The organism is Micromonospora tarapacensis, assembly GCF_019697375.1.
In the GTDB taxonomy this organism is placed as follows: Bacteria; Actinomycetota; Actinomycetes; order Mycobacteriales; family Micromonosporaceae; genus Micromonospora; species Micromonospora tarapacensis.
On record NZ_JAHCDI010000004.1, the window covers coordinates 844774 to 867295 of the forward strand.

Here is a 22522-nt window from a genome sequence, read left to right on the forward strand (position 1 = left end):
CTCGTTGACGTTGCACAACGCCGACATTACTCTAGTCAAAGTCTTGAGACTACAGTAATGCCGTAGGTGGGGTGGTTATGGGTAGCTTCGGGGATCGAGTCCGTTCACTTCCGGCTGACGAGCGGGACAAGGTGCTCAGGAGACTGGCCGGCGGCCTTGTCGAACCGGAGCAGGACCTCATCCGGCGTCGCGCCGAGGGCAGCGGTGCGCTGCCGCTGTCCCATCTGCAGGAGCACCTCTGGTTTCTGGACCGGCTTACCCCCGGCACCAGCACGTACAACCTGGGTGCCACCTTCCGGCTGCGCGGACGCCTCGACGTCGGCGCACTCTGCGCGAGCCTGCACAACCTCATCACTCGACACGAGGCGCTGCGCACCACCGTCGTCGACCAGGACGGTATGCCTGCCCAGGTGGTCCACGACAGTGGTTGCCCGGTCTCCGTCGTTGACCTGTCCCGCACCCCGGCCGCCGACCGGTCCGCCACCGCCGCTCGCTGGGCCCGTGAGGCCGCCGAGACTCCGTTCGGCCTTGGTGTGGAGCCACTGTTCCGCGCCGCGGTCGCTGTCCTCGGTCCGCAGGACTACCTGCTCGCCCTCACCATGCACCACATCTGCGTCGATGGTTGGTCGGCGCAGATCCTGGTGGCCGAGCTGACCGAGCTGTACGGCGCTGCCGTGACCGGCACTGAGCCGGCGCTGGCCGTACCGCAGATGCACTACCCCGACTTCGCCGTGTGGCAGCGCGGCCGAACCGACGACATGCTGACCGCGCAGCTGGGCTACTGGCGGGAGAAGCTGCGAGACCTGTCGACGTTGCCGATGCCCACCGACTTCTCTCGTCCGGCCGTACCCTCCGACCGCAGCGACAGTGTCACGACGGCCCTGCGGGGCACGGTGGTGCCGGCCCTGCGCGAGCTGTCCCGCCGACGCGGCGCGACACTGTTCATGACCCTCATCGCGGCCTTCGACGCGGTGCTGTCCCGCTACACCGGGCAGGACGACATCGTCATCGGCACCACCACCACCGGCCGGCACCGCCCGCAGCTCGAGCAGATGATCGGCCACTTCGTCAACATGGTCGTGCTCCGCACCGATCTCGGCGGCAACCCCACGTTCGACGAGGTGCTCGACCGGGTGCAACAGACCGTCCTCGGTGCCTGGCGGCACCAGGACGTCCCGTTCGAGAAGGTCGTCGCTGCGGTACGCCCCGAGCGGGAGGCCGGGCGGAATCCGCTGTTCCAGGTGGGGCTTCAACTGTTGCCCGCGGCGGCCTCGGGCGCCCCGTTGAATTTGCCCGAGGTGATGGCCTCGATGGTGGAGGCGGGGCTGGACCGGCACCCGTTCGACCTGTCGCTGACCGTACGGGAAGAGGCCGAGGCGCTGCACATCAGCGCCGACTTCCGCACCGACCTCTTCGCCGCGCCCCGGATCGAACGGCTCGTGGGGCATCTGTGCACGGTGCTGGAGGCCGTCGCGTCGGACAGCTCCATCGTGCTGGGTGACCTGCCGATCCTCACCCCGATCGAGCGGGAGCAGGTCCTCGAGGCGTGGCAGGGCGCGCGCCGGCCGTACCTGCGCGAGCCGGTGCACCGGCAGATCGCGGCGCAGGCGGTCCGGACCCCACGCACCGTCGCCCTGCGCCACGGCGACGTCCAGCTCACCTATCGCGAGCTGGTGGAGCGCGCCGAGCGGCTTGCCGCACACCTTCGTGGTCGCGGAGTCGGGCACGAGGACGTCGTCGCGGTCGGCCTGGAACGCGGCATCGACACCGTCGTCGCTTTCCTTGCCGTGATGAACGCCGGCGCCGCGTTCCTCCCGCTGGATCTCGCCCACCCCGCGAACCGGCTCGCCTATCAGCTCGACGACGCGGATGCCAAGGTGGTGATCAGCCACAGTGGCGTACGGGACCGGCTCCCCGACAGCACCGGCTGGCAGCCCATCTGGCTGGACCTCGACGCCGCCGCGATCTCCGCCGCGGCGGAGCCCGCCGCAGCGTCGCCGGTCACCGAGTCCTCTCTCGTCTACGTGCTGTACACGGCCGGTTCGACCGGGCGGCCCAAGGGCGTGCTCATCGAACACGGCGCACTGTCCAACTTCGTCTCCTGGATGACCGGGGTGTTCGAACTCGGGCCCGGCGACCAGATGCTGCAGTACGCGGCGGTCAACTTCGACCTGGCCGAGGGGGAGATCTTCGCCGCGCTCACCGCAGGAGCCACCCTGGTGCTCGCCCCGGAGCGGCTGCGCAGCGACCCGGGCGCGCTGTCCGACCTGATCGCGGCCCAGGGCATCACCTATCTGGGTGCCCCACCAGCGGTGCTGAGCCTCATCCCGCCTGCCGACTACCCGCTGCTGCGCAAGATCCTCGTCGGTGGCGAGGCGTTGCCCGGCGACCTGGTGAACCGGTGGCGTGCCCCCGGCCGTCGCTTCGTCAACGGGTACGGGCCCACCGAGATCACCATCGGTTGCAGCTACTACGTCTGCGAGCACCGCGAGTGGCGGGGACAGCCGCCCATCGGTCGGGCCATGCCGAACCGCTTTGTCTACGTGCTGGACCGCTTCGACCAGCCTAGCCCGGTCGGCGTGCCCGGCGAGATCACCGTCGGCGGTGTCGGTCTGGCGCGGGGATACCTGAACGCCCCCGAGCTGACCGCGGCGCGGTTCGTGCCGAACCCGTTCCGCCCCGGTGAGCTGATGTACCGCACCGGCGACCTCGGCATCTGGAGCGAGACCGGCCACCTGCAGTTCCTCGGGCGCATCGACACCCAGGTCAAGCTGCGCGGCGTACGGATCGAGCTGACCGAGATCGAGGCCTGCCTGGTCAGTCACCCGGACGTGCACCGGGCCGCCGTCCTGCTCCGTACCGACCTGCCCGGCGGTCCTCGACTCGTCGCGTACCTGGTGCCAGGCTCCCGGGTGCCCGCCGAGGCCGAACTGCGGGCGCACCTCACTCGTGACCTGCCGGCCAGCGTCGTTCCTGGCAGCTTCGTCGTGCTCGACGAACTGCCGTTGACCACGGTGGGCAAGATCGACCGGGCGGCACTGCCCGCACCGTTGCTCACCCAGGGCCGCGCACCCCGCACCGAGTCGGAGCGGGTGCTCTGCGAAATCTTCGCCGAGGTGCTCGGCCTCGACGAGGTCAGCATCGACGACAGCTTCTTCGACCTGGGCGGGTACTCGCTGCTGGTGGTGCGGCTGGTGAACGCGGTACGCGAGCGGCTCGGTGTGGAGTTGGAGATCCGTACCGTTTTCGACGCGCCGACCGTCGGCGGGATGGCCCACCACCTGATGGGCGACAGCACCGCGGAGTCGGATCCGGCAGTCGACGGGCAGCCCGCGCAGGTGGCCGGGGAGCCGCAGGCGGTGGAGACCGCTGGCACCCCGCTCGACCCCGGCCCGGTGACCGGTCCGGTGACCGAGACGCAGACCACGGTCGCGCCGAAGATCAAGTCGGTCGCTCGCACGGGAGGCGGGGAGGAGGCAGCTGGCAACGGCCCGGTGCGCACCGGCGACCTTCCCCTCTCCTACGCCCAGCGACGGCTGTGGTTCCTGGCCCAGATGGAGGGGCCCACCGCCACCTACAACGTGCCGATGGCGCTGCGGTTGACCGGGCCGCTGGATCCGGAGGCGCTGCGAGCCGCACTCGACGACGTGGTGGCCCGGCACGAGGTGCTGCGGACGGTCTTCCCGTCGGTCGCCGGGGAGCCGACGCAGCGGATCGTCGAGGACGCCCGGGTGCCGTTCGCCCGTCCGGACGTCGAGCCGGGGCACCTGCCACGGCACCTCGCCGATGCCGCCGAGACCGTCTTCGACCTCGCCACCGATCTGCCGATCCGGGCGTGGCTGCTGCCCGACGGGCCGGACGAGCACGTGTTCATGCTCGTGCTGCACCACATCGCCAGCGACGGTCTCTCCCTGCTGCCGCTGCTGACCGACCTCGGCGTCGCCTACGCGGCTCACCGCACCGGGCAGGCGCCGGGGTGGTCGCCGCTGCCACTGCAGTACGCCGACCACACCCTGCGCCAACGGGCGCAGCTCGGCGACGTCAGCGACCCGGACAGCCCGTTGGGCCGCCAGCTCGCCTACTGGAAGCGGACGCTGGCGCAGCTGCCGCCCGCGCTGCCGCTGCCCGCCGACCGGCCCCGCCCCGCGGTCGCCAGCTACCGGGGCGACCTGTTCACCTTCCCGATCGACGCCGAGCTGCACGCCCGCCTGCTCGACCTGACCCAGCGCCACCGGGTCAGCATGTTCATGGTCTTCCAGGCCGCGTTCGCCGCGCTACTGACCCGCCTCGGCTCGGGAACGGACATCCCCATCGGCGCGCCCACCGCCGGCCGGTCCGAGGCCGACCTCGATGCCCTGGTCGGCTTCTTCGTCAACACCCTGGTGCTCCGGACCGACACCGCAGGGAACCCCACCTTCGGCGAGCTGCTGGCCCGGGTACGTGACACCGACCTCGCGGCCTTCGTCCACCAGGACCTGCCGTTCGAACTGCTCGCCGAGGCGCTGAGGCCGCCGCGTAGTGCCGCACACCACCCCCTGTTCCAGGTGGTGGTGCAGGTCAACAGCGGTGGGGCCGGTGACCTGCCGCCGCTGGGCGACGTCACCGTCACCCCCGAACTGGTCGATCTGTACGTGGCCAAGTTCGACCTGATCCTCGGTGCCGAGGAGAGCTACGCCGACGGACGACCGGTCGGCATCCTCGGCTCCTTCGAGTACGCCACGGACCTGTTCGACCAGGACACCGTGCAGCGGATGGCGTTGCGGCTGGTCCGCCTCCTTGACTCCGTAACCCGTGATCCCGCACAGCCGTTGGGCGCCGTCGACCTGTTCCTCCCCGGGGAACGGGAGCAGGTCGTCGAGGAGTTCAACCGCTCGGAACACCCGGTCACCGACGCGACCCTGCCCGACCTCTTCGAGGCGCAGGTGGAGCGCAGTCCAGACGCCCTCGCCGTGCTCGCCGACACGGGTACCGTCAGCTACGCGATGCTGGACGAGACCGCGAACCGGCTCGCCCATCACCTCCTCGCCCACGGGGTCGCGCCCGGAGCGATCGTCGCGGTCGCGATACCCCGCCGGATCGAGCTGATGGTCGCCCTCTACGCCGTGCACAAGGCCGGCGCGGCGTACCTGCCGCTGGAGGTCGACCACCCGGCCGAGCGGCTGCGGTACGCGGTCGGGCACAGCCGCCCGAGCCTCGTCCTGACCACCTGTGACGTGAGCCTGCCCGACCTCGACGTGCCGGTCGTTGTCCTCGACGATCCGCGGACCCGCTCCGAGTTGGTCAACCGTCCCGCCACCCGTCCGGCGCGTGCCCTGCATCCACGGCACCCCGCATACGTGATCTACACCTCCGGTTCGACGGGGCAGCCGAAGGCGGTCGTGGTGTCGCACCACGCGATCGTCAACCGGCTCACCTGGATGCAGCACCATCACGCCCTCGACGCCACTGACCGGGTACTACAGAAGACGCCGGCAGGTTTCGACGTGTCGGTGCCGGAGTTCTTCGGGCCGCTACAGGTGGGCGCGGCGCTCGTACTCGCCGCGCCGGGGGAGCAGGCCGACCCGGGACGCCTGGCCGCCCGCATCCGCGACGGCGGGGTCACCGTCGTGCACTTCGTACCGTCGATGCTGCGGGCGTTCCTGGCCGAGCCCGCCGCGGCGACCTGCACCGGCCTGCGGCGGGTCGTCGCCAGCGGGGAGGAACTTCCGGCTGCGGTACAGCGGCGCTTCCACCAGCTCCTCGACGCGGAACTACACAACATGTACGGGCCGACGGAGACGACCGTCGAAGTCAGCGAGTGGCGTTGCCGCCCCGGCGACACCGGGCCGGTGCCGATCGGACGCCCACTGTGGAACACCCGCTTCCACGTCCTGGACGGCCACCTGAACCCGTTGCCGATCGGTGTTACCGGTGAGCTGTATCTCGCGGGCCGCCAGCTCGCCGACGGCTACCAGCGCCAACCGTCGCTGACCGCCGAGCGGTTCCTGCCCGACCCCTACGGCCCGCCAGGTACCCGCATGTACCGCAGTGGTGACCTCGCGCGCTGGCGGGCCGACGGCGCATTGGAGTTCCTGGGCCGCGCGGACGACCAGATGAAGATCCGTGGCCTGCGCATCGAACCCCAGGAGGTGGAGGAGGGCCTCGCGCGGCACACCGGCGTCGCGTACGCCGCAGTGGCGGCCCGCCCGGCCCCGGACGGCGGCGCTCAACTCGTCGGCTACCTGGTGCCCGACCCGGCCACGGAACCGGTGCTGCACCGCCTGGCCACGATGCGCGCCGCCGAGTCACTGCCGTGGCAGCAGCTACCCGACGGCACCGTCGTGATGGCGCCGGATCGCGCCACCGCCGACTTCCTGCACCGGAAGTTGAACGAGGACGGCCCGACCGCACCGGCAGGCCTGGACCTGCCGCCCGGCGCGTGTGTCTTCGACGTCGGCGCGCACGTCGGTATGTTCAGCCTCGCCCTGCACCGTGTGTACCCGGACGCCGTTACGTACGCCTTCGAGCCGGTGCCTGCGCTGCACCGGATGCTGGAGCTCAACACCAGCGTGTACGGGGTGTCCGCCCGTACCTTCGCCCACGGACTCGGCGAGACCGACGGCGAGGTCGACTTCACGTACTACCCGCACCTGTCGGTGATCTCCGGCCGGTACGCCGACACCGCGGCCGACGCCCGCATCGTGGCGGCGTACGAGGGGGTGTCGGCGGATGGTCCGGACCGGCGTGAGCTGCGTGACGAGCGGCTGCGGCCGGAGAAACTCACCGTCGCGCTGCGGGCCCTGTCCCGCGTCATCGACGAGACCGCCGTCTCGCGGATCGATCTACTCAAGGTCGACGTCGGACGCGGCGAGCTCGACGTGCTGCGCGGGATCCGAGACGAGCACTGGCCGGTGATCCGGCAGGTGCTGGTCGAGACCGACGACGGACGCGTCGACGAGCTCACCGCGCTGCTGACCCGTCACGGCTTCGCCGTGTGCCGGCACGCGGCCCCCCTGCTCGCGAACACCGGGCTGGTCAGTCTGCACGCGGTACGTCCCGACGACCCGCCGTCGTCGCGGCAGACCGAGGTCGTGCGTCCCCGGTCGGAGGCGGAGTTCGTCGCCGACGTACGTGACGAGGCCCGCCACGCGCTGCCGGAACATCTCCTGCCGCAACGCTTCGTCCTGCTCGACCGGTTGCCACTGTCGACGAACGGCAAGCTCGACCGTTCCCGGCTGCCCGACCCCGGCCGGGGCGCGGGGACGGGACGGGCTCCCCGTAGCCGCGAGGAGGAGATCGCCTGCGACATCGTCGCCGAGCTGCTGCACCTGGACCGGGTCACCATCGACGACAACTTCTTCGACCTGGGCGGTCACTCGTTGCTGACGGTCCAACTGGTAAACCGGATCGTCGCCGCGACGGGGCGGCAGCTCAGCGTCCGGTCGGTGTTCGTCACCCCGACCGTCGCCGGGCTGCTCTCCGACGGACCCGAGCGAGGTGGTCTCGACGTCCTGCTGCCGCTGCGGCCCACCGGCAGCCGGGCACCGCTGTTCTGCGTACACCCGTTCACCGGTCTCAGCTGGGGCTACGCGGGGCTCGCCCAGCACCTGGACCCCGACCGGCCGCTGTACGGCCTCCAGTCGCCCCTGCTCACCGATCCGGACTCGACGGCACTCGATGTCGCTGCCCTGGCGCAGGAGTATGTCGGGCGGATCCGCTCCGTCGCGCCCCAGGGGCCGTACCACCTGCTGGGCTGGTCGCTCGGCGGGCTGGTGGCCCAGGAGATCGCGGTGCGACTGCGCGAGCAGGGCGAGCAGGTCGGAGTCCTGGCGCTGCTCGACGCGTACCCGGTGCCGCAGCAGGGCGCGGCTGCTCAGCCGCCCACCCCGGCCGAGGTGCTCGGCGTGCTCACCGGCGACCCGGAGTTGCGCGGTACCGACCCCGAACTGTCCGCGCTGCCCGGCGACGAGGAACTCGCCCGGCTGGTACGCGCGGCGAATCCCGCGCTTGCGCAGCTGCGGACCGGTGAGATCGCCGCGCTCGCCCACGCCGCCGCGAGCCACGTCGAGGCGATGCGTCACCACCTGCCCCGCCGGTACGACGGCGAGGTGCTCCTCTTCGCCGCCACGCAGGGGCGGCCCGAGGACGCGCCCACGGCCGACACCTGGGAACCGTACGTCGGCGGGTTGGCCCGGGTCGACGTCGCGGCGAGCCACTGGACGATGACCGACCCCGCGCCGCTGGCGGACATCGCCGAGGTGCTCCGGCAACGACTGGGCGAGGCGTGACCGACGATCGCACCCGCCTTCGTCCCGAGCGGCAGTCGACCGCTCGGGACGATGGCCCGTCAAACTCGGATCGGATCGGCGGTTCGCGCGGTCAGCTCGGCGGGGGTACCACCACGGTGGCTTCGGCGGTGACCGCGACGACGGCAGGGTCCAGCGGACGTGCCGCGGTGACGCCCCGGTCGGGCTCGGCCCGGCAGAGCACCGAGCAGACGAGCGCGACGGTACGGGACCGGGTGCGGACCCGGGTCACCGTGGCGGAGAACTCGACCACGTCGCCGGCGCGGATCGGGGCGTGGAACTCGACGGCCCGGTAGCCGGCGAGCAGCCCCTCGTCGCCGTCGGTGCGGATGGCGAGTTCGGTGACCGCGTCACCGAACCCGGCCAGCGCGTACGCGCCGTTGACGAGGTCGCCGGCGTAGCGGACGTCGGACCGGGAGACGTACCGTCGGTGCACCACCTGCACGCCGAGTCGGGGATCGGTGTCGGAGGTGCTCACCGCGGTTCGCCTCCCGTGGTCTCGCCGTGCAGCTGCGCCACCACCAGGCGGGTCAGCAGGCCGCTGGTGGGCTGCTGGAAGAACGCGGCGGCGTCCACCTCGACCTGGAAGACCCGGTTGGTGCGGTTCACCAACCGGATCAGGGTGAGGCTGTCTGAGCCCAGCTCGAACAGGTTCGCCGCGGGGTCTATCTCGTGTCCGGGCAGGACGGCGGCGAGGACCTCGTCGCGCAGGACGGCGGCGACCGGCTCGTGCAGCGGGTCGGCGGTCATGCCGGTTCTCCGGCCAGGCCGAGCTCGGCGACGAGCTGGGCCTGTTGTGCCACGGTCGGATGCTCCAGCAGCTCGATCAGCGGCACGGAGCCGTCGAGCACCTCGGCCAGCCGGGCTGAGAGCTGCTGCAGCATCAGAGAGTGCCCGCCCAGGTCGAAGAAGTTGTCGTCGGCGTACGCGGGCGCCCGGCCGAGCAGCTGGGTCCAGACGTCGGCGATGACCTGCTCGGTGGGGCCGGACGGGGGACGGGCGTGGGACCGGCCGCCGGTGGCGGGTGCGGGCAGCGCGGCCCGGTCGACGCATCCGTCCGGGGTGTACGGGAGGTCGGGCACCACGGTCAGCCCCGGTACGGCGAAGCCCGGCAGCCGCTGCTCGAGCTGCTGCCGTGGCTGCGCCGTGTCGGCCGTGCCGTCCAGCACCAGATACGCGTGCAAGCTTCCGTCCGGTGTGGTGACCGTCGTGGCGTTGCGTACCCCGGGGAGTTGGACGAGCAAATCGGTGATCTCGCTCGGGTGCAGTGGTACCCCGCGCAGGACGGTCCGGTCGGTGGCCGGGCCGGCGAGTTCGACGGTGCCGTCCGCGCGCAGCCGCGCGTGCCAGCCGGTCGGCTCGTCCGGATCCGGGCCGTCGACGGCGCCCAGGTGCAGTGTGCCGAAGGCGCCCTGCGGCAGGGGACGGCCCGACGGGTGCGCCGTCCACGCGCGCAGGGGGCGAGCGGGCGCCCAGCGGCAACCCGTTCCCGGCCGACCGACAGTCGGCCCAACGTCGCCAGGCCGCCGCCCGGCCGTAGGCAGCCGTACCAGACCAGGTCGGCTCGGGCGACGAGACGCTCGGCGGCGGCCCGGTGCAGGTCGCCGACGGCCAGCAGGGCACAGCCCTCCGGGGCCCGCCAACCGGCGGGCAGCCGGGCCAGCAGCGGCGTGGTCGCGCTGACGTGACTCGGTCGCAGCCGGTCGATCAGCGCGGCGAAATCGGCGCCGTCGCCAACGGCGCGGATCAGTTCGGCGCCGGTGGCATCGGCCAGCGCGGCGTCGACGTCGGCCAGCGCACTGCCGTGCGGCGCGGTGCTCAGCAGCCGACTGACGGGCCCGACGAGGGCGGCGGCGGCCGGGATCGTCGCGAGGTGAGGATCGTCGTCGAGGGTACCGGTTTCCGTGGCGGTGCCCGTTGACGCGGTGGAGGACGATGCCGCCTCGCCCCCGGCACCGGGGGGCACCGGTAGTGCGACGACCGGGGTGTCGACGCCGGTGACGACCTCGTTGACCAGCGCCCAGAACTGCCCGGCGAGCGTGACGACAGTCGACTCGTCGAAGATGTCGTCGTTGTACGGCCACTGCGCGCCGAGCCGTACCCCGTGCAGGACGTTGATGCCGAGGTCGTACTCGGTGCCCTCGGAGCGCAGGGGGAACGGCTCTCCGCGCAGGCCTGCGGGGGCCAGCGGCAGCCCCGGACCGGCGTCCGCCAGGTACGAGTAGGAGACCTGGTACAGCGGTGGCACGCCGGCCTCGCGGACCGGGTTGACGTCCTGCACCACCCGCTCGTACGGCAGCTCCTGCCGGGCGTACGCGGCCAGGGCGTGGATGTGCTCGCGGGCGATGACCTGCCGTGCCGTGTCGGTGTCGTGCACCTGTGAGCGCAGCGGCAGCACGTTGACGAAGTAGCCGATGAGGTGTTCGGTCTCCGGGTGGGCCCGCTCGCTCTTGGGCACCCCGATGACGATGTCCTCCTGGTCGCTGTACTGCCACAGCAGGATGCGGTAGCAGGCGAGCAGCAGGACCGAGGGCGTGGTACGCAGCGCGCGTGCTGCCTCGTACACCCGGTCGCCCAGCCCTTCGGGTGCGGTGTCGTAGTAGAACCGTCCGGAGCCCTCGTGGCGGGCCGGGCGGGGCCGGTCGGTGGGGATGGCCAGCTTGTGCGGCGCGTCGGCCAGGTGCCGCTGCCAGTAGTCGAGTAGCCCGGCCAGCCGGTCCCCGCTGAGGCGCTCGCGTTGCCAGACCGCGAAGTCGACGAACTGGATCGGGAGGGTGGGCAGGGGTGGCGCGCTGCCGTACGCGGCGGCCTCGTACCGGTTCCACAGGTCGCGGAGCAGGATCGCCCGTGACGGCATGTCGGCGACGGCCACGTGCTGGTTCACGACGAGGACGTGGTCGTCGTCGGCGAGCCGGTAGACGCGTACCCGCAGTGGGGGTTGCGTCGCGAGGTCGAAACCGGCGAGCGCGTCGGCGCTGGCCCGTTCCGTGTAGGCGGCGGGGTCGGTGCCGGTGAGGTCGACCAGGTCGAAGTCCACGGTGCTCACCGGCAGGATCCGTTGCGCCGGCGCCCCGTTCACGATCGTGACGACGGTGCGCAGCGAGTCGTGTCGGGCGGCGAGGTCGGCGCAGGCGTTGCGGAGCGCGGCCACGTCCAGCGGTCCATGCAGGCGGCTGGCGGTGGGGAAGGCGAAGATGTCGCGGCGTTGGTAGAGCTGTTCGAGATACCAGAGCCGTTCCTGCGCGTACGACAGGGGAGCGGGCGTGTCGGGATCGGCGCGCCGGGCCAGCGGTGCGTTCGTACGCGGCGGTTCGGCGCGGGCGCGGAGCACCCGCTCCAGCGCCCTGCGCCGGTCGGCGGGCAGGTGATCGAGTCGCCGCTGGAGCGCTTCCGTCTCGGACTCCGTGGTCATGCGTCGCCTCCCCGGTCTCAGCCTTGACTCACGATATAACTCTAGTCAATAGTTTAGTTGTTGCTCGGTCGATCAGGGGGTGCGAGTGGACACCGAAATCCGGTCCGGCGGCGCCGAAGACGATCAGGTCCTGCACCGGTTGCGCGACGAGTGCTACGGCGTCGTGCTCCCCGGCGTACCGGTCCGTGCCGACGACGACCTGTTCGAGATCGGCGGCGACAGCGTCATGCTGATCCGGCTGGTCGCCATGGCCCAGCTCACCTTCGGCGTCGAGATCGACGCCCTGCGCTACTTCCAGAGCCCCACGCTCGCCACGCTCGCCACCGAGGTGCGGCGAGGACTGACCCCGCCGACCGTCGACGAGCAGCTCCTCGACGACGTGCTGGCCCGGGTGGAGTCGATGACCGACGACGAGGTGCAGCGCCTGCTCGACGGGGCGGGACCACGATGAGCCCGGGATCCACGCGGTTGACCGGCAAGGTCTGCCTGATCACCGGCGGCACCGGGGGCATCGGACTGGCCACCGCGGAGTTGTTCACCCGACACGACGCGCGGGCCGTCGTGGTCACCGGCCGCGACCCCGAGCGCGGTGGCGCCGCGGCCGAACGACTCGGCGCAGGCGCCTGGTACCTGCCCCAGGACGTCACCGACGAGCGCCGCTGGGACGCGGTCGTCGACGCGGTCATCGCCCGGTACGGGCGCCTCGACATACTGGTCAACAATGCCGGCTGGATCGGCGACGAGCAGGCACAGGACATCGAGGAGGTGGAGCTGGACCAGTGGCGGCGCATCGTCGCCGTCAACCTGGACAGCGTCATGCTCGGCTGCCGCGCCGCGGTACGCGTGATGGGGGCGGCCGGCGGCGGCAGCATCGTCAACGTCTCCAGCACCGCCGGGCTCATGTCCACCCCCCTGTTCACCGCGTACGGCGCGGCGAAGGCCGGGATCACCCAGCTCACCAAGTCCGTCGCGGTCCATTGCGCCTGGCGCCGGTACGGCATCCGGTGCAACTCGGTGCACCCCGGACTCGTCGAGACCGACCTCGGCGACCGGGTGCTCGCCCTGTTCGACCCGGACGTGGACCGGGCCCGCACCACGTACCTGGCCCGGGTGCCGATGGGTGAACTCGGTACGCCCGACGACGCGGCGGCCGCGATCCTCTACCTGGCCAGCGACGAGTCCCGGCACGTTACCGGCACCCAGCTCGTGGTCAGTGGTGGTCTGGGCGTCTGACGCTCACGGCGTGATCTGGCTCTTCAGCAGCCTCCGCACCAGGTCGGCGTCGCCGTCGACCAGGTGCGTTCCCTCCGCGAACGGCAGCCGCTGCCACAACAGGAACAGCACCTGCTCGGCCGCCCCCCGTACCACCGCCACCGCGTCGCCCGCCGGGGACGCGTCCGGGCCGGTGACCGCCGGGACCTTGCCCTCCGACGGGGACAGCACCCACCGGTGCCCGGTGTCGGAGAGCTCCACCACCACCGGACCGGTCAGCGTGGCGACCGGCTTGCCGTCCCAGCGGTGGCCCACCGCCAGCATCACCCGCAGCACTTCGTCCACGCCGTCGGCGGCCACCAGTTCCGGCACCGGTCGCAGCTCGCCGAGCGCCTGGTCGGCGTCGCGGCCGTGAATCGTCGTCTCGTGCAGCTGCCGACGAAACCAGAAGGCGGCGGTACTGGGCACGGTGCTGAAGTTCCAGCACGGCGCCGACGGGTCGGTCTCCGACAGCTGGCGCAGCAGTAGATCCGCCCCGGCGCGGTACCAGTCCGCGGGCGCCACGTCATCGTCCAGCTTGGGCACCTGTCGGGCCCGCTTGCCGGTGCGCACGTTCTCCGCGGCCCACCGGTGGATACCGCCGAGATGACCGACCAGTTCCCGCAGTCCCCAGCGGCGGCTGACACTGACCGGCACGGACAGGTCGGCCTTGCGGGCGATCGCCTCGAACGCGGCCATCTCCTCCGCCAGCGGTTCGAGGTAGTCCGGCGCGGCAAGTGGCAGCGGTGTCGGCTCCATCGTCGGATCACCCTCCTCCGGTCAGGCGGTCACCCGCCAGGCGCAGCGTATCGAGACGCTTGCAGAATGCGAAGCGGACGAGCCCCCGGCCCCGACCGGGGTCGGCGTAGAAGCGGGAGGCCGGGATCGCCGCCACCCCCCGGCTGCGGATCAGGTCGGTGCAGTACGCGACGTCGTCGTCCGGGCACCGGCCGAGGAGGAAGTACGTGCCCTCGTTCTCGGCCAGCGTCAACGTCGTACGTTCCAGGTGGTCCCGCAGCACCGCCCGCCGCTGGGCGTACTGGGCGCGCAGCAGGTCGTAGTAGCCGCTCGTCGGGGCATCGCGCAGCATCGCCGCCGTCGCCAGTTGCAGCGGGGTCGCCGGCGCGAACGTCACGAACTGTTTGACCGCGCGCAGCGCCGCCGTCAGCGCCGGCGGGGCGACGGCCCAGCCGACCCGCCACCCGGTGGCCGAGAAGGTCTTCGACACCGAGGAGATGGTCACCGTACGCTCCCGGCACGCCGCGACCCCGGCGACCGGAAGGTGCGCCACCGCGTCGAAGGTCAGGTGTTCGTAGGTCTCGTCCGAGACCAGGTATGCGTCGTACCTTTCGGCGAGTTCGCCGAGCAGCGCGAGCTCCGACTCGTGCAGCACCCGGCCGGCCGGATTCCACGGCGTGTTCAGAAAGACCAACCGGGTACGGGAGTTGAACGCCTCGGTCAGCCGCTGCGGGTCCAGCCGGAAGTCCGGAAAGTCGCAGGAAACGTAGCGCACCGTCGCCCCGGCCGCGCTCACGACGGGCGGATACTGCTCGTAGAAGGGCTCCAACACGATCGCCTCGTCGCCCGGTTCGAGCAGCCCGATCGCGGCACACCAGATCGCCTCGCTGGCACCGGCGGTCACCGTCACCTCGGTCTCCGGGTCGACCTGCCGGTGGTGGCGCCGCAGCAGGTCGGCGGCGACCGCCTCACGCAGCGCGGGCAGGCCGATGCTGAGGCTGTACTGGTGCCCACCGCGACGAATCGCATCGTCGGCGGCCTGCAGCAGCGCGGCCGGTGGGCCGAAGTCCGGCGCGCCCTGGGCCAGGTTCACCGCCTGCTGCTGCGCCGCCAGCTGGCTCATCGCCGTGAAGATCGAGGTTCCGTACGGGCGCAGATCGCTGCGGAGCAGGGTCACGCCGGCACCTCCGACCCGGTGACGACGGCCCGGCCGCCGACGGTGGTGGTGGTGAAGATCCGGCCACCGTTGAGGATCCCGTGGGGATCGAGCGCCTGCTTCAACAACCGCATCGTCGCGACCTCCTCGGGCCGGCGAGAATAGGCCAGGTACGGCTCCTTCTCGAAGCCGATACCGTGTTCGGCGGAGATCGACCCCTGGAAGCGCTCCACATTGCGGTACACGATGTGCTCCACCTCCGTCTTGCGCTTGCGGGTGGTCTCACCGGTGACGACCGCGATGTGCACGTTGCCGTCGCCCAGGTGCCCGAAGACCTGTAACGACACCTGCGGCCACAGCTCGCGCAGCTCCCGCTCGACACTTGCCAGGTAGGTCTTGAGCGAGGTGGCGGGCAGGCTCACGTCGAAGCCGAACAGCGGCAGCTCGCCACCGAGGATGAGCGACGGGATCCGCTCCCGTACCGCCCACAGCGCCGCCACCTCGGTCGGCCCCAGCCCGACGGCGGACTCGGCGATCAGGTCGGCGCAGGCGGCCAACCCGGCGACGAACCGCTCGCTGTCTCCCGCCGGATCCGAACCCTGCATCTCCACCAGCGCGTAGACCGGATATCGGCCGGTCAGTGGCGTACGTACCGTGTCCCGCAGCGGCAGGATCAGCTGGTACGCCTCGTCCCAGATCGCCTCGAACGCGCTGATCGAGCCCGGCAGCGCCGCGCGGAGCCGGCCCAGCAGCGCGAGTGCCGCGTCGACGCCGGACACTCCGCAGAAGGCCACGTGGCGGGTCCGGGGCAGCGGCTGCAGGCGCAGCACCGCGCGGGTGATCACCCCGAGCGTGCCCTCGGAGCCGATGAAGAGGTGCTTGAGGTCGTATCCGGCGTTGTTCTTGACCAGTTTGTGCAGCCCCGGCAGCGTGGTGCCGTCGGCGAGGACCGCCTCGACGCCGAGCACGAGGTCCCGCGTCATGCCGTAGCGCAGCACCCGGTTGCCGCCCGCGTTGGTGGCCAGGCACCCGCCGATCGTGCACGAACCGCGCGACGCCAGGTCCAGCGGGAACATCAACCCGTGCCGCTCCGCGGCCTCCTGCACCTGCTGCAGCGTGGCACCCGCCTGGACCGTCATCGTCGCGCCGACCACGTCGATCTCCTCGATCGCGGTCATCCGTTCCAGCGAGAGCACCACCTCGTGCGCGTCCGGCACCCCGCCACCCACCAGCCCGGTCATGCCGCCCTGCACCACCACCGGCTGGCGCCGGCGATGGCACTCCGCCAGCACCGCAGCAACCTCGGCGGTGCTCGCCGGACGAGCCACCACCGTCGGTGCGCCGATCCGGTCGCTGCCCCACAGGTCCTGCGCGTACCGCGCGCCGATCGCGTCGCCGATCAGCACATGCTCGGCACCGATGAGCCTGGTCAGTGGCGCGACGATGGTCATCGGGTCCTCCTCAGGTCGGCCAGGTGCTGGTAGGCGGAGATGTGCGCGAGACTGGTCCGTACGTGCACCACGACGGGTCCGTAGTGGGCCAGCGCCTTCGACAGCACCGGCTCCACCTCGGCGTCCGCGCCGATGGTGAGACCCAACGCCCCGTACGCGTGGGCGAGCAGCGCGAAGTCCGGGTTGGCCAGGTCGGTCCCGGCGACCCGTCCCGGGTAGGCGCGCTCCTGGTGCTGGCGGATCGTGCCGTAGCTGCCGTTGTCCGCCACGACGATCACCATGCGGGCGCGGCGCTGCACGGCGGTGGCCAGTTCCGTCCCGGTCATCAGGAAGCCACCGTCACCGACCAGGACGACGGTGGGCTCGTCCGGGCGACGCAGCGCGGCGGCCACCCCTGCCGGTACGCCGAATCCCATCGCGCTCGACCCGATGCCCAGCAGCCGGCCGCCGTCGGCGATCCGGTGGTACCGGTGCACCCAGGAGGTGAAGTTGCCCGCGTCGACCGTCACGGTGCCGCGCCCCGCGGTCAGCTGTGTCAACACCGAGACGACCCGGCCGAACACCACCCCGTCGTGGGCGCTGACTGGTCTCCACCGGGCCTGTTCGGCCTCGTGGCCGGTCAACTGTCGGACCCATTCGTCGTCGGCCGGAGCGCGTGGTGGCGCCGCGGCGAGCTGTTCCAGGAAGGCGACGGGGGAGCAGGCGTACGCCAACCGGGGTCGGTAGGCCCCGCCCAGCACGGTCGGGTCCGGGTACACGTGCACCAGTGCTGTGGCCGGGTCGGGCACCGTGTACCGCTGGGTGCTGACGGCGTCGAGCCGGGTGCCGACGGCCAGCACGAGGTCGCTCCGGCCAACCAGGTCGCGCTGTCGCTGCTGGGTGGCCAGGTGCAGGTGTCCCGCGTACAGCGGGTCGGTGTTGTCGAACAGGTCCTGCCGCTTGTTCGTCACCAGCACCGGGAGGCGGTGCCGGCGGGCGGCTACCCGCAGTGCGTGCCGACCGTCGGGGCTGTCCAGTCGACCGCCGGCGAGCAGCACCGGCCGCTCGCTGCCGGACAGCAGAGCCAGGGTGCGGGCCACCGCGTCGGCGGGCGGCAGGGCGGGTTCGGCCACCGTCGGTGGCCCCCGACGGACGGTGGCACCGACTCGGTCAGCACGTCCTCCGGGACCACGAGCACCGCCGGCCCGGGCACTCCGCCGCGGGCCGCGGCAAAGGCGCGGGAGGTGAACTCGGCGACGTGGTGCGGGTGCTCGACGGTGAAGACCCCCCGGGACATCCCGGCGAAGGCGGCGCGGTGGTCGAGTTCCTGGAAGGATCGCCGCCCCCGCTCGCCGGTGTGGACGTCGCCGACGACCAGCAGCAGGCCGGTGGCGTCGAGGTCCGCAGAGTGCACCGCGATGGCCGCGTTCGTCGCGCCGGGGCCACGGTTGACCAGCACTACCCCGGGCTGCCCGGTGAGCTTCGCGTCGGCCAACGCCATGAACGCCGCCCCGCCTTCGTGCCGGCAGGTGACCAGGTCGATGCCGGCGTCGGCGAGCCCGTCCAGGACCGGCAGGAAGCTTTCGCCCGGTACGCAGAAGATCCGATCCACGCCGTGGGCGCGCAGCGTGGCGACCAGCCGACCGGAGGCCGTCGTCGGGGCCTGACCGGTCACCGGGTGACCTGGACGTCGCGCTCGGGTCGGGTCACCTCGCCGGCGCGGGCCTCGGGCGGGTGGACGATCGTCGCCTCGTCGAAGGTCTGCCCGAACCGCTGGTACTGCATCAGCACGATCGGCGGCGGGCTGTGATGCCAGTGCTCCTCGTCCCGGCGGAACCGCACCGGGCCACGCCACGTGTCGAACTCGTGGGTCTCCAGCGCGTCGATGATGGCCTCCCGGCTCAGTCCGGTGGCGACGTCGGCGGCCTGACCGAGGATCGTCACGTCGGTGAAGGCGTTCAGCGCGTTGTCCGGCGGGAACGAGCCGAACCGTTCGACGTAACGCTGGGTGAACCAGCGTCCGATCTCGGTCAGGCCCGGCCAGGACGGCCGGTAAAGCAGCGCCGGCCAGATCACGTGATTGCCGACCTCGCCGGCGAGGCGCCAGTAGTCGTCCGAGCGCATCGGAAACGGAAAGAGCACGACGAGCATCGGCCCGGGCAGCAGCCCGACCTCCGCGGCCTGTTGGATGATCATGTAGTTGGTCCGAACCACACCGCCGTTGATCAGTACGTCCGGCGCGAAGTCCTTGACCGCCCGCAACTCCTCGCGTACGTCGTCGGTGCTGTCCTGCGCGAAGTCGAAGCGGAGCACCTCGACGCCGCGTGCGGTCAGCTCGTCGGCGATGGTGTCGGCGTTCATCAGGCCGAAGACGGTGTCCGCCGCCAGCATCGCCGCCTTGCGTACCCCCTGTTCGACCAGCAGGTCCGCGATCATCGGCGCCCGGTCGGCGATGGTGAAGTAGGTGCGGAACAGGGTGCGGCGGCGTTTCTGGGTGAGCGTGCTGTGCCCGTTCTCCACGAACAGCGGCACGCCGAACAGCTCCGCGGCCTCCGAGACCCCGGGCGCGGTCCGCAGGTGCCACTGCCCGATGACCGCGTGCACCTGGTCCACGAGCGCGAGCTTGGCCAGCGCACCGACGGCGCTGCGCTGCATGATCTCGCCCTCCTCCATGGGCTGGTCGTTCTGCAGCACCAGCCGCACCGGCAGGCCACCGCGCACGCCGCCCCGTTCGTTGAGGTACTCCGCGCCGAGGCAGGCCGCCCTGGTGATCAGCTCACCGGCGGTGGCGTCGCCGGGGCCGGTGACGGGCGTCAGCAGGCCGATGGTGAACGCCTGCTTCGCCTCCGCCGTGGGCTCGTTGGTGGCCGCGATCAGTGCGGCCGCGCGAGATTGAGGGGTGGTCACGGTGGTCCTCCCTGGGGCCGGTGTCGCTGCTATGGATCGGGATGGGTCACGGACGTCGGAGCGCGGCGAAGTCCCGGGCCAGGTGCATCGGGTCGAGGCCGTAGTCCTCGGCGCGGTAGCGGTAGGCGCCGGTGCTGTACTGCGGATGGGCGGCGAGGTATCGACGCATGGCCGTCTCGGCCGGCCCGTCCAGCCCGACGCCGAGTCGGTCGCAGATCTCGCGCATGGTGGCGATCGGGTCGCGGACCAGGTCGACGTAGTCCGCCTCGATCAGCTGTGCCGTCGGCGGTAGGGCCGCCCGGTCGCGGGCGAAACGGCGTAGCCCGGTGGCGACCGCGGTCGACCACTGTCGACCGATCTCGTGCCGGTCGATGGCATCGGAGCGGGCGCCGCGTACCGTCTCGCAGAGCAGGCAGGTGGAGACGACGGTGACGGCGGGGTCGCGGTGCAGCACCACGATCCGCGCGTCCGGGTAGACCCGCACCAGGTCGGAGAGGTGCCACAGGTGGAACGGGCACTTGAGCACCACGTTCCGGCCGGGGCGACGCCACAGGATCGCCTGCAGCTGGCGCCGGTGGTCGCGGTACGCCGCCAGCATGCCGTTCTCGTCGAGCCAGCGGTCGTACGACGGCACCCGGTACCGCATCCCGTAGACCATGCTGGCGAAGGCGTTACCCGTGAGCCGGTGGCACTCGTCGGGGCGTCGGGCGTCGAGGAAGTGTATCGAGCGCAACAGCGGGGCGACGGTGTAGTACTCGTCCACGTACCCCTGCGCCCGGTCCGCGAGGTCCTCCGCGTCCGCGCCGGATTCGCTGACCGGCAGCATCAGCTCCCACAGCGCGGGCGCCCGCATCGCCGGGTGCTCGGTGAGCAGGTTCTGGGCGAGTGTGGTGCCGGTGCGCAGCAGCCCGGTGACGAAGATGGGCCGCCGCAGCGGAACGTTCCCGACGTCCGGGACCTGCGCGTGCAGCCGCTCCACCGCCGCGCGCAGCCGCAGCGCCGTGACCAGTCCGCCGTGCACGGCGGCCGCGCCACGTGAGTGCAGCCGGCCCTCGCCGCGCAACGCGTCGGCGAGCCGCTGCAGGCCCTGCTGGTAGGGAGCCCGTGGGTCGACAGGCAGACTGGCCTCGGCGAGCATCGCGGCCGGGTCCAGGGTGAACTGGGTGGTCATCGGATCACCCCGGTCCGGGCCAGGAACGGGCACGCGGCAGCGCCCTGGTCCACCGTTGTCGGCTCGCGGGACCAGGCGGTGAACTCGGCGAGGAAAACCTTGGCGACGGCATGTTCCTCCTGCGGAAACCGGTACGCCCCGTGCGGTGTGACGAAGAGTCCCGGCACTTCCCAGAGAGGACTGTCGGGTGGCAGCGGCTCCTCGTCGTGGACGTCGAGCACCGCGCCGCGCAACCGTCCGGCCCGTAGCGCGGCGACGAGAGCGGGGGTGTCGAGGGTGTCGGCCCGACCGACGTTGACCACGACCGCGTCGTCCGGCAGCGCCTCGATCACCTGACGGTCGACCAGGCCACGGGTGCTCGGGTCGCTCGGCAGGGTGCTGACCAGGTGGTCGGTGTCGGTGGCGGCGGCCCGCAGCAGGTGCGGCGGTAGGACCGTTTGGGCCAGTGGCGACGGTCGGGCGCTCCGGGTCACCGCGGTGACCCGGACGCCGAAGGGTGCCGCCAGCTCGGCGATCGCGGAACCGATGCGGCCGAGGCCGAGCAGCAACAGCCGCGACCCGGAGACCAGCCGGGCGTCGGGCAGCGACCACCGCCGCTCGCGCTGCTGGTCGCGCAGCCGGGGCGCGTCCTTGGCCAACGCCAGGACCGCCATCCACGCGAACTCCGCCACCGCGCGGACCGGGACGGTGGCGGAGGTGGTGACGCGAAGCCCCGGCGGCGCACCCGCGGCGGCCAGGTGGTCGGTGCCGGTGCCGGTCAGGTGCAGCCAGGACAGCCGCGTGCAGCGGCTCAGCAGGCCGTCGGGGAGACGGTTGGCGACCAGGACGTCGATGGTCTCCGGTTGCGGCGGGTGCACACTGACATCGGGTACGACGTCGACACGTACCCGTGGGTGGGCGGCCCGCAGGGCCCGGGCGACGGCCGGACCCAAGCTCGGGTGGTACACACAGACGCGCGGGCTCATACCGTCAGCGGCTCTGCGTTCGCGGCGCGGGCGCCGGCCCGTTCGGTGGCGAGAGCGTCAGCGATGACGCTCAGGGGCCGGCAGGTGCCGCGTGCCCGGGTGATGACCTCGGTCGTGTTGCCGCGGATGATGGCGGCGACGGTCTCGAAGAGACCGGCGACCAGACTGTCCGGGTCGGAGCACCTGCTGACGGAGTCGGTGAGAAGCAGGCCGGTCACCGCCGCCGCCCCGACATTGATCACCGGACCGGGCAGCGTGTGGACCCCGCGCTCGGCGAGCGTCGCCTCGGCGGTGGGTGTGCAGGTCAGGTTGCCCGCCTCGACCAGCAGCCGTGGAGTGATCCGGTGCACGTTGTCGTCGTTGACGGCACCGCTGCCGGCGGCCAGGACCAGGATGTCGGCCGGGACGTCGAGCCAGGCGTCCGGTGTGGTGGTCAGGTCGAGTCCGGTGGGCAGCCGGCGCCGGTCGATGCTGCCGGTGCTGTCGGTGGCGTCCAGCAGCGCGCTTACTGGAAGCCCTCCGGGCGCGCTGACGGTGCCGTGCCGGTCGGCGACCGCCACCACGGGATAGCCGCGGGCGGCCAGCCCGGCGGCGACCGCCCGCCCGACGACGCCGAAGCCCTGGATGGCGACCGAACGCACCGCGTCGGGCCCGAGGAGCTCTCCGGCGGCGCTGTCGACCGCCTCGCAGACACCGAACCCGGTCACCTCCCGGCACCGACTCCACAGCTCTCCCCAACCGCAGGGCAACCAGGAGAGCCGACGTTGCGGGTCGAAACCGGCGGCGGAGAAGAAGAGGTCCCGGTCGTCATGGGTGATGCCCTGGTCCGAGCCGAGGTACAGGCCGCCGCGTAGCAGTGGGGCGATCTGCCGGCCGAACGCGGCCAGTATCCGGTTGCGGTGCGGTCCCGGCGGCAGCCCGCAGCGGATGCCCGCCTTCGCGCCGCCGATCGGGATGCCGGCCAGGGCCAACTTTCTGGTCATCGCCGAGGCGAGGCGGGCGACCTCGTCGATGGTGACGTCCGTGGTCATCCGGGTGCCGCCCATGGCGCGTCCGGCGACGAGCGAGTCGGCGACGACGAACGCCTCGATGTCGTGTTCCTCGTCGCGGATGAAGATCTTCATCTGACTGGTCATGCGACTCCGATCAGGAAAGCCACCGGGACACCGGGCGGTGGCGGCCGTTGCGGTCCGCGTCCTGCGCCGGT

Annotated in this window: 16 protein-coding genes; 3 read left to right on the plus strand and 13 right to left on the minus strand. The window is 71.8% G+C overall.

Annotation, left to right across the window (positions count from 1 at the left end; genetic code table 11):
• Nucleotides 1-131 precede the first annotated feature (131 nt).
• Nucleotides 132-8267 (plus strand): non-ribosomal peptide synthetase, encoded by an 8136-nt coding sequence (locus KIF24_RS09915; RefSeq protein WP_221083769.1) that lies wholly within the window; start codon nt 132-134, stop codon nt 8265-8267.
• A 91-nt stretch (nt 8268-8358) separates the two neighbouring features.
• Here KIF24_RS09915 and KIF24_RS09920 read toward each other — a convergent pair whose 3' ends face one another.
• From KIF24_RS09920 to KIF24_RS09935, 4 genes are read right to left on the minus strand one after another with little or no spacing between them, the layout of a single operon-like run.
• Nucleotides 8359-8763, minus strand: coding sequence for an FAS1-like dehydratase domain-containing protein (locus tag KIF24_RS09920; RefSeq protein ID WP_221083770.1), 405 nt, complete (start codon nt 8761-8763; stop codon nt 8359-8361).
• Complete coding sequence (locus tag KIF24_RS09925) at nt 8760-9035, minus strand: acyl carrier protein (protein WP_221083771.1); 276 nt, start codon at nt 9033-9035, stop codon at nt 8760-8762. The genes KIF24_RS09920 and KIF24_RS09925 overlap by 4 nt, the downstream gene beginning before the upstream one ends.
• Nucleotides 9032-9454: a phosphopantetheine-binding protein gene (locus tag KIF24_RS09930; RefSeq protein ID WP_221083772.1), complete on the minus strand. Its 423-nt coding sequence runs from the start codon at nt 9452-9454 to the stop codon at nt 9032-9034. Before KIF24_RS09930 ends, KIF24_RS09925 begins: the two co-directional genes overlap by 4 nt.
• The gene (locus KIF24_RS09935) at nt 9373-11697 is read right to left on the minus strand and encodes a condensation domain-containing protein (RefSeq protein WP_221083773.1); all 2325 of its coding nucleotides are present in this window, start codon (nt 11695-11697) and stop codon (nt 9373-9375) included. The genes KIF24_RS09930 and KIF24_RS09935 overlap by 82 nt, the downstream gene beginning before the upstream one ends.
• Before the next feature lie 85 nt (nt 11698-11782).
• On the opposite strand from KIF24_RS09935, the gene KIF24_RS32490 reads away from it, so the two are divergent.
• Nucleotides 11783-12148: an acyl carrier protein gene (locus tag KIF24_RS32490; protein WP_221083774.1), complete on the plus strand. Its 366-nt coding sequence runs from the start codon at nt 11783-11785 to the stop codon at nt 12146-12148.
• Complete coding sequence (locus KIF24_RS09945; protein ID WP_221083775.1) at nt 12145-12930, plus strand: glucose 1-dehydrogenase; 786 nt, start codon at nt 12145-12147, stop codon at nt 12928-12930. Before KIF24_RS32490 ends, KIF24_RS09945 begins: the two co-directional genes overlap by 4 nt.
• Nucleotides 12931-12933: 3 nt before the next feature.
• Here the strand turns inward: KIF24_RS09945 and KIF24_RS09950 are convergent, their stop codons facing one another.
• From KIF24_RS09950 to KIF24_RS09985, 9 genes are read right to left on the minus strand one after another with little or no spacing between them, the layout of a single operon-like run.
• Nucleotides 12934-13707, minus strand: coding sequence for a maleylpyruvate isomerase family mycothiol-dependent enzyme (locus KIF24_RS09950; RefSeq protein ID WP_221083776.1), 774 nt, complete (start codon nt 13705-13707; stop codon nt 12934-12936).
• A gap of 7 nt (nt 13708-13714) precedes the next feature.
• Nucleotides 13715-14863, minus strand: coding sequence for an aminotransferase class I/II-fold pyridoxal phosphate-dependent enzyme (locus tag KIF24_RS09955; protein WP_221083777.1), 1149 nt, complete (start codon nt 14861-14863; stop codon nt 13715-13717).
• Nucleotides 14860-16293: an FAD-binding oxidoreductase gene (locus KIF24_RS09960; RefSeq protein WP_221083778.1), complete on the minus strand. Its 1434-nt coding sequence runs from the start codon at nt 16291-16293 to the stop codon at nt 14860-14862. Before KIF24_RS09960 ends, KIF24_RS09955 begins: the two co-directional genes overlap by 4 nt.
• Nucleotides 16290-17372, minus strand: coding sequence for a thiamine pyrophosphate-dependent enzyme (locus KIF24_RS09965; RefSeq protein WP_407939990.1), 1083 nt, complete (start codon nt 17370-17372; stop codon nt 16290-16292). The genes KIF24_RS09960 and KIF24_RS09965 overlap by 4 nt, the downstream gene beginning before the upstream one ends.
• Nucleotides 17273-17947, minus strand: coding sequence for a thiamine pyrophosphate-binding protein (locus KIF24_RS34985; protein ID WP_407939907.1), 675 nt, complete (start codon nt 17945-17947; stop codon nt 17273-17275). The genes KIF24_RS09965 and KIF24_RS34985 overlap by 100 nt, the downstream gene beginning before the upstream one ends.
• Nucleotides 17944-19179, minus strand: coding sequence for an ABC transporter substrate-binding protein (locus KIF24_RS09970; RefSeq protein ID WP_221083779.1), 1236 nt, complete (start codon nt 19177-19179; stop codon nt 17944-17946). The genes KIF24_RS34985 and KIF24_RS09970 overlap by 4 nt, the downstream gene beginning before the upstream one ends.
• A 46-nt stretch (nt 19180-19225) precedes the next feature.
• Entirely contained in the window at nt 19226-20350 is a 1125-nt protein-coding gene (locus KIF24_RS09975) for a sulfotransferase family protein (RefSeq protein WP_221083780.1), read from the minus strand.
• On the minus strand, nt 20347-21282 hold the full coding sequence (locus KIF24_RS09980; protein ID WP_221083781.1) for an NAD(P)-dependent oxidoreductase: 936 nt from the start codon (nt 21280-21282) through the stop codon (nt 20347-20349). Before KIF24_RS09980 ends, KIF24_RS09975 begins: the two co-directional genes overlap by 4 nt.
• Before the next feature lie 29 nt (nt 21283-21311).
• A complete protein-coding gene (locus KIF24_RS09985; RefSeq protein WP_221083782.1) occupies nt 21312-22451 on the minus strand; it encodes a Glu/Leu/Phe/Val dehydrogenase dimerization domain-containing protein in 1140 nt (379 codons plus the stop codon).
• Nucleotides 22452-22522 lie beyond the last annotated feature (71 nt).